The organism is Streptomyces catenulae (genome assembly GCF_000718015.1).
Classification (GTDB): domain Bacteria; phylum Actinomycetota; class Actinomycetes; order Streptomycetales; family Streptomycetaceae; genus Streptomyces; species Streptomyces catenulae.
In genome coordinates this window covers 114,409-126,786 of record NZ_JODY01000003.1, presented here as the reverse complement: position 1 = coordinate 126,786, position 12,378 = coordinate 114,409, and the positions used below count along the sequence as shown (strand labels likewise).

Annotated in this window: 12 protein-coding genes; 7 read left to right on the top strand and 5 right to left on the bottom strand. The window is 74.7% G+C overall.

The genetic code is table 11. The features are described 5' to 3' along the window. Positions 1 to 239 precede the first annotated feature (239 nt). Positions 240 to 680 carry a hypothetical protein gene (locus IF23_RS0104705; RefSeq protein WP_425423799.1) on the bottom strand — a complete coding sequence of 147 codons (441 nt, stop codon included), beginning with the start codon at positions 678 to 680 and terminating at the stop codon, positions 240 to 242. A 200-nt stretch (positions 681 to 880) separates the two neighbouring features. Here IF23_RS0104705 and IF23_RS0104700 point away from each other — a divergent pair, with 200 nt between their 5' ends. Then, complete coding sequence (locus tag IF23_RS0104700) at positions 881 to 2,071, top strand: serine hydrolase domain-containing protein (protein WP_030280079.1); 1,191 nt, start codon at positions 881 to 883, stop codon at positions 2,069 to 2,071. A 64-nt stretch (positions 2,072 to 2,135) separates the two neighbouring features. Here the strand turns inward: IF23_RS0104700 and IF23_RS0104695 are convergent, their stop codons facing one another. Next, on the bottom strand, positions 2,136 to 3,710 hold the full coding sequence (locus IF23_RS0104695) for an FMN-binding glutamate synthase family protein (RefSeq protein WP_425423803.1): 1,575 nt from the start codon (positions 3,708 to 3,710) through the stop codon (positions 2,136 to 2,138). A gap of 369 nt (positions 3,711 to 4,079) precedes the next feature. On the opposite strand from IF23_RS0104695, the gene IF23_RS0104690 reads away from it, so the two are divergent. From IF23_RS0104690 to IF23_RS0104675, 4 genes are all read left to right on the top strand, one after another. Then, the gene (locus IF23_RS0104690) at positions 4,080 to 4,712 is read left to right on the top strand and encodes a hypothetical protein (protein ID WP_078653784.1); all 633 of its coding nucleotides are present in this window, start codon (positions 4,080 to 4,082) and stop codon (positions 4,710 to 4,712) included. A 102-nt stretch (positions 4,713 to 4,814) separates the two neighbouring features. Then, entirely contained in the window at positions 4,815 to 5,399 is a 585-nt protein-coding gene (locus IF23_RS0104685; protein WP_030280073.1) for a hypothetical protein, read from the top strand. Between the two features lie 249 nt (positions 5,400 to 5,648). Further along, positions 5,649 to 5,900: a hypothetical protein gene (locus IF23_RS0104680; protein WP_245654886.1), complete on the top strand. Its 252-nt coding sequence runs from the start codon at positions 5,649 to 5,651 to the stop codon at positions 5,898 to 5,900. A gap of 221 nt (positions 5,901 to 6,121) precedes the next feature. Beyond that, positions 6,122 to 7,141, top strand: coding sequence for a PP2C family protein-serine/threonine phosphatase (locus IF23_RS0104675; protein ID WP_051739278.1), 1,020 nt, complete (start codon positions 6,122 to 6,124; stop codon positions 7,139 to 7,141). A gap of 3 nt (positions 7,142 to 7,144) precedes the next feature. On the opposite strand, the gene IF23_RS0104670 is transcribed toward IF23_RS0104675, so the two are convergent. After that, on the bottom strand, positions 7,145 to 8,311 hold the full coding sequence (locus IF23_RS0104670; protein WP_078653783.1) for a YihY/virulence factor BrkB family protein: 1,167 nt from the start codon (positions 8,309 to 8,311) through the stop codon (positions 7,145 to 7,147). Positions 8,312 to 8,389: 78 nt separating this feature from the next. Further along, positions 8,390 to 8,812, bottom strand: a complete 423-nt coding sequence (locus tag IF23_RS0104665) for a hypothetical protein (RefSeq protein WP_030280064.1) — start codon at positions 8,810 to 8,812, stop codon at positions 8,390 to 8,392. Positions 8,813 to 9,261: 449 nt separating this feature from the next. On the opposite strand from IF23_RS0104665, the gene IF23_RS0104660 reads away from it, so the two are divergent. After that, positions 9,262 to 10,542 carry a helix-turn-helix domain-containing protein gene (locus tag IF23_RS0104660; protein WP_030280062.1) on the top strand — a complete coding sequence of 427 codons (1,281 nt, stop codon included), beginning with the start codon at positions 9,262 to 9,264 and terminating at the stop codon, positions 10,540 to 10,542. 148 nt (positions 10,543 to 10,690) lie between these two features. Here the strand turns inward: IF23_RS0104660 and IF23_RS0104655 are convergent, their stop codons facing one another. Further along, positions 10,691 to 11,596 (bottom strand): LysR family transcriptional regulator, encoded by a 906-nt coding sequence (locus IF23_RS0104655; RefSeq protein WP_051739219.1) that lies wholly within the window; start codon positions 11,594 to 11,596, stop codon positions 10,691 to 10,693. A gap of 222 nt (positions 11,597 to 11,818) precedes the next feature. Here IF23_RS0104655 and IF23_RS0104650 point away from each other — a divergent pair, with 222 nt between their 5' ends. Further along, positions 11,819 to 12,208, top strand: coding sequence for a VOC family protein (locus IF23_RS0104650; RefSeq protein WP_030280058.1), 390 nt, complete (start codon positions 11,819 to 11,821; stop codon positions 12,206 to 12,208). Positions 12,209 to 12,378 lie beyond the last annotated feature (170 nt).

Sequence of the window (12,378 nt, the reverse complement as noted above, 5' to 3'; positions counted from 1 at the left end):
CGGTACGCGGGCGCACGCGGCGGTGGGGTGCGGCTGCGGGACGGTTCGGCGGGGCCGCGCGGCCGGGAGGGCGGGCCGCCGCGGTCGCCCGCACCGGGCCGGACGGCCGGGCCCGGTGCGGGCCGCGTCCGCCGGTGGCGGGTGTTCTCTGCCTATCAGGCGCGGTGGCCGCCCGCGCGTCGGCGCGGCCGTGCGGTGCGCGGCCTCGCCCGGCCGGTCCGGTGCCGTCCAGGTGACGGTCAGCGGTTCTCCAGCCGGAGCTGGACCTCCTGTTCCTGGTCACCGGCGACGGTGCCGGTGACCCGTACGGCGAAGGCGGGGCGGAGGCTGTCCCGCAGCCGGGCGACGGCCCAGTAGCCGCCCTGGAGGCTGATGGAGACGGGTGCGGTCAGCTGCCGGGGGCCGGGCTCCGCCAGCAGGTCGGTGACGTCGAACGTCGAGGTCCAGACGGTGGGGTGCGGCCCGGCGACGGCGCGCGGCACATCGTCCGGCGCCCGGTCGCATGTGAAGGAGGTGCGCAGCGCGCTGAAGACCGCGTGCGCGTCCTCCGTCGGGCAGTCGGTGACCTCGACGACGACCTCGGCCTCCGGGTGGTACGCCGCCGCGGGCCGCGGCGGACGCTCGCTGCCCTGCACCGGGCCCGGCTGCCCGGGCTGGTTCGCCTGCTGCGCGCTGTTCACGGTGGGCCTTCCTCTCGACGGGCGGGGCGACATCTCCAGGCTCGCCCGCGCGCCGGGCACATGCGACCGGAGCCGCCCGGACCACCGGCGGACGGGTTCATTCCGCGGCACCCCGGGGACACCTGGTACGGGCGGCCCGCCGGGCGCGCCACGGCGGGCGACGGCTCGCCCGCTCGCCCGCACCCCGCCCGGGAGGAATCATGGTCCGGCCACCGCTCGGCGGCTTCTGCGCCCCGGGCTTCGCGGGCGTCCGCACCGCCTTCGCGCGGAACTTCACCGCCCACGGCGACCTCGGCGCGGCCGTCACCGTGCTGCGGGACGGCGTCCCGGTCGTCGATCTGTGGGGCGGCCACGCGGACGCCGCCCGCACCCGGCGCTGGGAGCGGGACACCCTGGTCAACGTCTACTCCACCTCGAAGGGGATGACCGCGCTCTGCGCCCATCTCCTGGTCGACCGCGGTGAGTTGGACCTCGACGCGCCGGTGGCCCAGTACTGGCCGGAGTTCGCGCGGGGCGGCAAGGCGGCGCTGCCGGTGCGCTGGCTGCTGAGCCACCGCGCCGGACTGATCGCCCCGCGCGCCCCGCTGCCGCTGCCCGCCGCGTACGACCACGACCGGGTGTGCGCGGCGCTCGCCGCGACGGAGCCGTGGTGGGAGCCGGGCACCGCCCAGGGCTACCACGCGGTGACGTTCGGCTATCTGGTCGCCGAGGTGGTCCGCCGGATCACCGGCCGCACCGCCGGGGCGTTCCTCCGTACGGAGATCGCCGGGCCGCTCGGCGCCCGGGTCCTCCTCGGCACCCCACCGGCCGAGCACCCGCACTGCGCCGACATGGTCGGCCAACTCGACGCCCGGCTCCTCGCCGCACGCCACCCCGGCTTCCCGTGCCCGCCGCTGCCCTCGCTCGCCGCCCATCCGCTGGCCGCCGCGGCCCTGAGCCTGCTCTCCGTCCCCACCGGCGACGTCAACAGCCCCGCCTACCGCGCCGCGGAGATCCCGGCGGGCAATGTCCACGCCTCCGCCCACGGTCTGGCCACGGTCTACGCCGCGCTGGGCGGCGGCACCCTCGTCTCCCCGGGCACGCTGGCCGCGATGCGGCGCCCCCAGGGCCGCCCGGGCGAACCGGATCTCGCGATGGGCCCGCTGGCGCCGCCCGGCACCGAGGTCCGCTGGGGGCTGGGCTACCACCTCAACACCCTGGGGCGCGCCGGTCCGAACCCCCGCGCCTTCGGCCACGGCGGCGCCGGAGGTTCCTACGCCTTCACCGACCCGGAGAACGGTCTCGCCTACGCCTATGTGATGAACCGCTACGGCGGCGGCACCACCGGGGACGACCCGCGCCACACGGGGCTGGTCGCGGCGGTGTACGAGGCGGTGGGGGCACAGCGGTGAGCGGGGCGCCCGTCCGTACGGGGGCCGGGCGGACCGGCGGGGCGCGGCCCGGCCCCGTGCCCGGTCAGCCCCCGAAGCGGTCCGGGTCCGCCGTCTCCCAGTCGCGGCGCCAGGCGGACGGCGGCGCGGTCAGCAGCTGGCCCGGTTCCAGCCAGGTGTACAGCTCCCCGTACGACAGGACGGTGCGCGGGTCCAACCGGCGGCGCAACTGGTGCGGGGCGAGCTCGGCGGGGCTCCGCACGCCCATGGCGGCCATGATCTGCAGGGCGCTGCGCACCGTGGCCTCCTGGTAGCGGCGGACCCGCGCGGACTTGTCGGCCACATCGAGCGCCCGGGTGCGCAGCGGGTCCTGGGTGGTGACCCCGACCGGGCAGGTGTTGGTGTGGCAGCGCTGCGCCTGGATGCACCCGAGGGCGAACATCATGGCGCGGGCCGCGTTGGTGTAGTCGGCGCCCTGCAGCAGCCGTTTGACGAGGTCGGCGCCGGTGGCGACCTTGCCGCTCGCACCGATCCTGATCCGGTCGCGCAGCCCGGTGCCGACCAGCGCGTTGTGGACGGTGATCAGCCCTTCGGTGAGCGGGGTGCCCAGGTTGTCGGCGAACTCCAGCGGCGCGGCGCCGGTGCCGCCCTCGGCGCCGTCCACGACGAGGAAGTCGGGGGTGACGTTCTCCTCCCGCATGGCCTTGCAGACCGCGAGGAATTCCCGGCGGGAGCCGACGCAGAGCTTGAACCCGGTGGGTTTGCCGCCCGCCAGCTCCCGCATCCGGGCGAGGAAGCGGACGAGTTCCCGGGGGGTGTGGAAGACCTGGTGGTAGGGGGGCGAGACGACGGTGCGGCCTTCGGGGACGCCACGCACCCGGGCGATCTCGGCGTTCACCTTGCCGCCGGGCAGCACCCCGCCGATGCCCGGTTTGGCGCCCTGCGACAGCTTCAGCGAGACGCAGGCGACCTGGTCGTACGCCGCCTTCTCGGCGAACTGCCGCGCGTCGAAGCCGCCTTCCGGGGTGCGGCAGCCGAAATAGCCGGTGCCGATCTCCCAGATCAGGTCACCGCCGTGGCGCAGATGGTGTTCGGACAGCCCGCCCTCGCCGGTGTCGTGGGCGAACCCGCCCTGTGCGGCGCCCCGGTTGAGCGCAAGGACCGCGTTGGCGGAGAGCGAGCCGAAGCTCATCGCGGAGACGTTGAGCAGCGCCATGTCGTAGGGGCGGGTGCAGTCCGGTCCGCCGATCCGGACCACCGGGATCTCCCGCGGTACGGGCTTGGGGGCCATCGACGGGACGAGGAACTCGTATCCGGCGACATAGACATCGCGTTCGGTGCCGAACGCCTCCTCCGCCTCGGTGCCCTTGGCGCGCTGGTAGACGATGCTGCGGACGTCGCGGTCGAAGGGGCGGCCGTCGTAGTTCCGCTCGATGAAGTACTGCTGCATCTCCGGGCGGATGTACTCCAGCAGATAGCGCAGATGCCCCAGCAGCGGATAGTTGCGGAGCACCGAGTGCCTGCGCTGTACGAGGTCTCCGACCCCGAGCAGCACCGGCGGCAGCAGCGCTCCGGTCGGCACCCACCACCAGGGCGAGGACAGCACGGCGAGCGCCCCGCACACCAGGGCGGCCACCACGGTCAGGGCGACGCTCAGCAGTCTGGACACCCGCCGAGTTAACCGCGTCCCGGGCGCCGGACCGTGCAGCGCCGCTCGGACGGCGAGCAGTCACATGATCCGCAGAGCCGGGCCCGGGAACCTTCCGATCGGCGCATGACGGCGTCTCAGATACGCCTGAGCCGGAGCGCATCGGGCGCGGGGCGCCGCACGGGCCGCCCGTGTCCCAGCTGTGACAGGGCGCCGGGAACCACTCCCCGGCGCGAGTGGTCATATACAGGGCGCAGGTGCTCACAAGTGCGTATGTCTCCCATACACCCGCACGCGCACCACGAGTCGTGCACGACCTGAACATGACATATGTCAACCCGTGCCGCCGCCGCGGCACTTGGGACACGAAAGGTCTGCCGGATGAAGATTCGCCGCACCCTGACGGCCGCCGCGGCGGCCGCCGTCCTGGCGCCCGCCACCGCACTGGCCGCACCCGCAGCCTCCGCGGCACCCCAGGCGTCCGACACCGCCGCCCGCACACACCGCACCGGGAACGCCGACCGCTCCGACGGCGCGGGCCGGTCCTGCGCCTTCGAGTCCGACCGGCTGACGGTCACCGTCGAGGGACTGCCGCGCGAACTGGCCGCGGGCGGGGGCTGGACCCCGTTCTCCATGACGCTCACCAACACCACCGACACGCCCCTGGATGAGGTCCTGCCCTTCCTGACCGTGTCCTCCGCCGAGGACGTCGACCGGCCGTACTGGGAGCTGGAGACCGAGTACCACGACCCCACGACCGGGAAGTGGAAGACCTTCCACGACGCGTCGCCCGGCGACCTGTTCGGCTACTCCGCCCTCGCCGCGCACCGCACCCGCACGCTGGAGCTGCGCACCCACGCGGTCAGGACCGCCGAGCCCGGTGCCGGATACGCGCTCGCCGCCGGTGACTACCGCAACGCCGACGGCTCCTGCGGTTCGGCCAAGGAGAGCTGGTCGGACTTCACCATCCTGCCCGTGGGCGCGAAGCCGACCCGGCCCGCGACCACCGCCTGAGCCCGGCCCTCTCCCCCACCGCCCGACCACCCGAGGGTCCGCAGCCCCGGCACCCGACAACACCGGGCGCCACGGATCCGAAGCACCAGGAAAGAGATCTCCATGAGACTGCGCCGCGCCCTGTCCGCCTCGGCCGCGACGGCCACCCTGATCCCCGTACTGCTGGCCGCCGCCCCCGCCTCCGCAGCCCCCGCCGCCCTCCCGAAGTGCTCCGACGTCGGGAAGGAGAGCTACAGCTTCCTCGACGGCCGGGTCTTCGGCATACCCGAGTCGATCACCCTCGGCACCGACTGGACGACCTACACCGCCACGCTCACCAACTCCTCGAAGAAGGAGCTGACCTCGTTCACCCTCACCGCCGAGCTGGGCAGCTTCGTCTACAACCCCGGCGAGAAGGATCTGAGCCCGTACGGCGATCTGCAGTACTGGGACACCGCGCGGAACGCCTGGCAGCCGCTGCGCCGGGCCGACGGCGACGCCGGGGGCACCGTCCCCGCCCCGAAGGCGCTGAAGCCCCGAGAGTCGGTCCATCTGCAACTGCGGTTCCGGGTCGGCGAGGACCTGCCCATGGACCACAGCTACGACGCCTACACCGGCCTCACCGGCAGCTTCGCCGACACCTACCACGGCACGGACTGCACGGACAGCGGCAGCGCCACCGGCGGCTTCTCCCCCCGCGAAGCCTGACCGCTCCCGGACGGAGGGCTGCCGCCGCCACGACGGTCGGCGGCAGCCCCCGGGACGCCGCCCCCACTCTCCGGCTCCACGTTCCCGCACTCCGTGACCCCGCCCGGAGCCCCCGCCCGCGCCCCTTCGGCATTTACCCCGACCCCACCCGCTGCGCCATAATGGACGGATAAGGCACGGGATGCCTGGTATGCCACCGATGAGGTCCCATCGTTCGGACCGTGGGGCCGCGGAAGGATGTGGGTGGACATGGACCGCGAGGCCGAGACCGTTCACGAGGCGTACTCGTTCGTCTGTCTGCACTGCGGGCACGGATGGGAAGAGCGCTACGAGATCCGGCACACCACCGACCTCTCCGGTCGGCGCCGCGCCGTGTACTACTCCGGAGGGGTCCACGTCCCCTCCCCGCTGTCCCGGACCGAGTGCCCCGCCTGCAATCTCGGCCCCCTCCGCATCCTGCGTCCCGGCCGGGTGGAGTCGGCCCGGATGTTCCTGCCCTGACCTGCGAAGGAGCACGCGCAGGGCCGCTGCGATTCGGTAACGGCGGGCATTCGAGGTAATTCGCCCGCCGACCAGTGCTTATGCTCAGCTCCGGTGGGGTGGGCCGGGCGGGCCCGACGCCGCCCGTCCCAACCCTCGAACCGCCGGAGCACCCGTTGGCCGTGGACCACCCGAAGCAACCCCTGAGCGCCCGCGTGCTCGCCGTGCTCCCCTACGGCGTGATGGCCGTGGTCACCGCGGTCGACGTGACCGCCGGGCCCGGGGTCGGGTTCCTTCCCCTCGTCTCACTGGGACCGGCCTTCGCCGGTCTGGTCGGCGGCTGGCGCCGTACCGCCGTGGTCGGCTCCGCCGCCTTCCTGCTCTGCCTGGGGCTGGGCATGTACGACGGGCTCTTCGAGGGGCGCCGGGGGCTGCCCGCGCTGCTGTCGGTGGCCGGGGTGACGGTCGCCGGTGTGGTGGCCGCGGTGATGCGGCAGCGGCGCGAGGCGGAGCTGGCGAACGTCCGCTCCATCGCCGAGGTCGCCCAGCGGGTCCTGCTGCGGCCGGTCCCGCGCGGCGCCGGACCGCTGCGGATCGCCGTCTCGTACACCTCGGCGGTGGCCGAGGCGCGGATCGGCGGCGATCTGTACGAGGTGGTGACCTCGCCCGGCGGCGTCCGGATCATCGTCGGCGACGTCCAGGGCAAGGGCCTTGAGGCGGTGGAGAGCGCCGCGGTGGTGCTGGGCGCGTTCCGGGAGGCGGCGCACGACGAGACAGATCTGACCGCGGTCGGCGCACGGGTGGAGCGGGCGCTCGGCCGCCATCTGGGCGGCGAACGGTTCGTGACGGCGGTGCTCGCGGAGATCGGCGACGGCCCGTCCGCGACGCTGCTGAACTTCGGCCACCCGGCGCCGCTGGTGGTGCGCGCCGGGGGCGGGGTGGACTTCGCCGCACCGCCCGAACGCGCACTGCCGCTGGGTCTGGCGGCGTACGGCGACGGGGACGGCCCCAAGCCGCACACGGTGCCGTTCGTCGCCGGGGACCAACTGCTCTTCTACACCGACGGCGTCACCGAGGCGCGGGACGGCGGCGGCCGGTTCTACCCGCTCGACACCCGCGCGAGGCTGCTGAAGGACGACGATCCGGAGGAGGCGCTGCGGGCGGTCCGGGAGGACGTCGTCGCGCACGCCGAGGGGCCGCTCCACGACGACGCGGCGATGCTGCTGGTCCGCTACCGGGAGGCGCCCGGCGAGGACCGCTGACAGTCAGCGGCGGCGCGGGCGCCGGAGGCGGCGCGGCAACCGGCCGCGGATCTCCTCGGGCGGCAGGAACCGCGCCCACCGCTCCGGGTACTCGGCGGGCGGCAGCGGCTCGTCCTCGTCGTCCACCCCGTCGTCGTCATCGTCCTCGTCGTCATCATCGTCGTCGTCCGCCCCGACGTCGCCCTCGGGGCCGTTCTCACGGGCCGCGGCCGCCTCCGCCGCGCGGCGTTCCTTCTCGGCGCGGGCCGCGGCGGTGGCCACCGAGGGCCAGACGCGGTCGATGGCGGCGTTCATCGCGGCGCCGACGAGGACCGCGAACGCCGAGACGCCGATCCACAGCAGCACCGCGACCGGCGCCGCCAGCGACCCGTAGATCGTCGGGCCCTCGACCGTCGCGGTGAGGTAGATCCGCAGCAGGAAGCTGCCCAGCACCCACATCGCGAGGGCCACCACCGCGCCCGGGATGTCCTCCGGCCAGGGCGAACGGACCGGCACCGACACGTGGTAGAGCGTGGTGAGGAAGGCCACCGACAGCAGCAGCACGACCGGCCAGTACAGCGCCCGGATGACGTTCGCGCTCGCCGGGAGCCAGTGCACCAGCGTGTCCGGGCCGACCACCATCAGCGGCAGCGCGACGACGCCGACGAGCAGCGCGACGAGGTAGAGCACGAACGCCAGCAGCCGGGTCCGGACCATGCCGCGGCGGCCGTCCAGCCCGTACATGATCGTGATGGTGTCGACGAAGACGTTCACCGCGCGCGAGCCGGACCACAGGGCGAGGGCGAAGCCGAGGGAGATGACGTCCGGGCGGCGGCCGGTGAAGACGTCTTCGAGCAGCGGCCGGGCGATCTCGTTGACACCCTGGTCGGAGAGGACGGCGGAGGAGGCGTGGAGGATCTGCTCACGGATGCCGTCGATGGTGTCCCGGCCGATCCACGGCTCCATGTAGCCGAGCAGACCGATGAGGCCCAGGAGCAGCGGGGGCAGCGACAGCAGGCAGAAGAAGGCCGCCTCGGCGGCGAGTCCGGTGACCCGGTACGTCATGCAGCTGTGGACGACATCCTTGAGGAGCAGCCAGCCGAGCCGCCGCTTGGAGACATTGCGGTACAGGACCCTGGCCCTGGTCAGACGGCCCTCGGGCCGCTCGGTCGGTTCGCTCTCCGGCTGCACCCGCCCACCGTATCCGGGCGGCGGACGCACGGCGGCGGAGCCCTGGCGGCTCCGGGCGCGGCCCCGCGAAGGCGCTCCCTAGGGCCGGGAGGCGGGCGGTGTGCCGCGGCGTTCGCGGAGCGCCGCCTCGATGACGACGTATAACTCCTCGTCCGGGACGTCCGGCCGGAAGCCGACGAGGACACCCCGGGCCTCGTAGTAGTGGATCGCGCGGTGGGCGGCGCCGACGCCCCCGGCCACCGTCCGCAGATACACCACCAGATCGGCGCGGGCCAGCGCCGGGGGCGGGCCGCCCGCCGCGGTGAAGCGGGCGAGCAGACCGGGCGCGGCGTCGACGACGTATCCGGCGGACGGCGGGTGCGGCGCCGCCGGGATGTCGGCGGCGGCGCGGCGCGGGACGCGGTAATGCGCGGCCAGCCGGTCGGCGCGCGCCACGCGCAGCGGTCCGTCGGCGCCCAGCACCACGACGCACGGGGCCGCGGCGTTGCCGGCAACGTTCATGGCGATCTCCCTCCCGCACCGGCGGGGTGTGGCCCCACCGCGCCGGTGTCCGGCGCGGCCCATCCGTTCCGCGGTCCCACGCCGCCGCGGCACTCCGGCAACGGCGCCCGGCGCGGCGGTGTTCCCGTACGGCAACGCCGCCCCGTCCGGAGTGGCGTGACGTTTTTGCAACGGTCCCGCACCCGCCGCGCCACACCGTTCCGCGGACCGTTCCCGGTGTCCGCCGCCCCCGTACGGGCGCGGGGCGCGCGGCGGCCGGTGGGAACCACGGGGGACGGTACCCACCGGCCGCCGGGAACACGTTCCCCGGGAACATCGGAGGTCACAACGGTTGCGCTCCGTTGCACCGGTCGGTGCAATGGGCTCTTCCGTCACGGCCTGACCCCAGGTCGTCCGTCGTCCGACGGCACCACGGCGCGGACGGGAGGCCCGGCACCACGGAGAGTTGAGTGAGCGAGAGAACGACCGACGGCGACGCGGGCGCCCACGACCCCCGCGCCACCGCGCGCCGCCTCGCCGCGCTCCGGGAGGCGACGCTCTCCGGCGACGGCACGGAGGCGCCGCGGGCCGTCATCGACGCGTCCTGGCGCCGGGTCCGCAGCTGCGGTGTGGACCCCGACCGCGACCGGCGCGAACGCCCGCTGAACGTCGCCGAGTTGGAGCACCGCAAGGCGACCTCGCCGCTGTCTGCGGTGTTGCCGGTGCTGCACGAGGCGCTGTTGCCCGCCGCCGACGCCGCGCAGCAGATCATGGTGGTCACCGACGCCGACGGGCTCGTCCTGTGGCTGGAGGGGAGCGCGCCGATCCGGCGGATGGCCGACCGGCACGGCTTCGACAAGGGCGCGGACTGGACGGAGCCGGTCGTCGGCACCAACGCCATCGGCACCGCGCTGGTGGCCCGGCGCCCCGTCCTGGTGCACAGCGCGGAGCACTTCGTCCGCTCGCACCACCAGTGGACGTGCGCCGCCGCGCCGCTGCACGATCCGCGGGACGGGCGGCTGCTGGGCACCCTCGATGTGAGCGGGCCCGCGCACGGGTTCCATCCGGCGACACTGGCGCTGGTGTCGGCGGTGGCGAAGCTGGCCGAGGGGGAGCTGCGGGAGCGTCACCACGCGTCGGTGGAGCGGCTGCGGTCCACGGCGGCGCCGGTGCTGGCGCGGATCGGCGGGCGGGCGCTCGCCGTCGACCCGGACGGCTGGGTGGCGGGGGCGGTGGGGCTGGCGCCGCCGGACCGGGTGGCGCTGCCGAAGATGCCGGAGCCGGGGCCGCTCTGGCTGCCGCGGCACGGGCTGTGCGCGCTGGAGCCGTTGCCGGGCGGCTGGCTGATCCGGATCGGCGGGGAGCGGGCGCCGCAGCCGCGCCGGGCGCTGCTCGACCTCGCCGAGCCCGGCCGCGCCGCGCTCACCGTCAGCGGTCCGGCGGGCAGTTGGACGCACGAGCTGAGCCCCCGCCACGCCGAGCTGCTGTTCCTGCTGGCCACCCACCCCGAGGGGCGGACCGCCGCGGAACTGGCCCGGGACCTCTTCGGCGACGGTGGCCGCGCGGTCACCGTCCGCGCGGAACTCTCCCGCCTCCGCCGCCACCTCGCCGGACTCCTGGCCCACCGCCCGTACCGCTTCGCCGACGGCATCGTCCCGGAGTTGCGACTCCCCGCGGAGCCGGGCCAGTTGCTGCCGCACTCGGTGGCTCCGGGGGTACGGGCGGCCCGGGGAGAGGCGGGGAGCCCCTGACGGATGGGGCTCCGCGGCGGCCGAACGCTGCGGGAGCGGGGAGGCGGGGGTGGGTGGCTGCCCGGGGAGCGGCGGCCCGCAGGGATCCGGCCACCTCGGACATGCCCGTCCCTCCCGTCCATCCCGTACGCCACATCCCTCACGTCCGTCAGGAGGGCTCCGGGTCCGTCTCCGGGGCGGGTGGGGTGTCGACGCCCAGCAGGGCGAGGAAGGCGGAGGCGGCGGGGGACGGCGGGAAGCGGCGCCAGGCGAGGCGCTCCACGCGTACGGGACCGTCGATGACCGGTACGGTCCGCAGACCGTGGAGTTCGGCGGCGAATGTCGCGGGCAGCAGGGCGATGCCCAGCCCGTGACGGACCATCGGGGCCATGAGTTCGACCCCGGACACCTCGAAGGCGACCTCGCGCCGCAGGCCCAGCGCCGCGAACGCCCGGTCCGACTGGGCGCGGGCGGCGCTGCCGTCGGCGAAGTCCACGAACACCTCCCCGGTGAGGCGGCGGATGTCCACCTCACCGCACCTGGCCAGCGGATGTTCCGGGGCGACCACGGCGACATGCCGGGTGCGGGCGAGTTCCCGGTCGTGGACGCCCTGCGGCAGGAAGCCGGGCTGTACGCCGAGGAGCGCCGCGTCCAGGTGGCCGTCGCGCACCCGCGCGACGAGCTGTTCGCTGGAACCGGCCCGCAGGCTGATCCGCACCTGCGGATGGCGCAGGCGGTACTCCCGCAGCACCGCCGGGAGGTCCACGGACGCCACCGCGGGGATGGAACCCACGGTCAGCGCGCCCCGTATCTCGCCGGTGGCCGCCGCCACGTCCGAGCGGGCCCGCTCGGCAGCCTCCAGGGCGCGGCGGGCAGGGGGCAGGAACGCCTCCCCGGCGGCGGTCAGCCGCACCCGTCGGCTGGTCCGCTCGAACAGCCGGGCCCCCAGCTCCTTCTCCAGCCGGGCCACCTGGTGGCTGAGCGCCGACTGGACGACATGGCACCGCTCGGCGGCGCGGGTGAAGCCGCCGGTCTCCGCCACCGCGACGACGTAGCGCATCTGCTGGAGGTCCATCGATCCATGATCGAACACGATGGATACCGATGACCAGCAGGTGTTGGACCGATGGATACCCGCTCGCCGATGCTGGTGACCACGGCCGACGGGACGCCGACCACGTCGGACCACGACGGACCACGATGGTCGGCCTGCGGCCCGGACCGGCCCGGTGAGCCCGGGACCGTCGCCCCTTCCGGCGCCGGGTGCCTCCCCCAACCCAACCCCACGGAGACAGCCATGCGTGTGATCGCCTTCGACCATCTCGTCCTCAACGTCGCCGACATCGAGCGCTCGCTGGACTTCTACACCGGCCCGCTGGGGCTGGAACCGGTGCGGGTGGCGGAGTGGCGGACCGGCCAGGCGCCCTTCCCGTCCGTGCGGGTGAGCCCGACCACGATCATCGACCTCGTCGAGGCGTCCGACGGACGGCCGCGGGGCGCCAACGTCGACCACCTCTGCCTGGTGGTCGAGCCGCTCGACTGGCAACAGGTCATCGACTCCGGCGTCTTCACCGTCCTGGACGGCCCCGGCGAACGCTACGGCGCCCGGGGCACCGCCGTCTCCGTCTACGTACAGGACCCGGACGGCAACACCGTCGAACTGCGCTGGTACCCGCGGGACGCCTGAGTTCCTTCGCGGCGGACTGCCGGACTCGGCGGCCCGCCGCGGCCCGTCGGGCAGCGTTCAGGAAGCCTTCCTGAAGGAAACCGGCCCCACCCGCCGCCCGGCGCACCCCTCCCCCGATCGCCCCTCCCCGATCGCCCGCCGCCCACCGCGCGCCTACGGTGCCGGGAGCG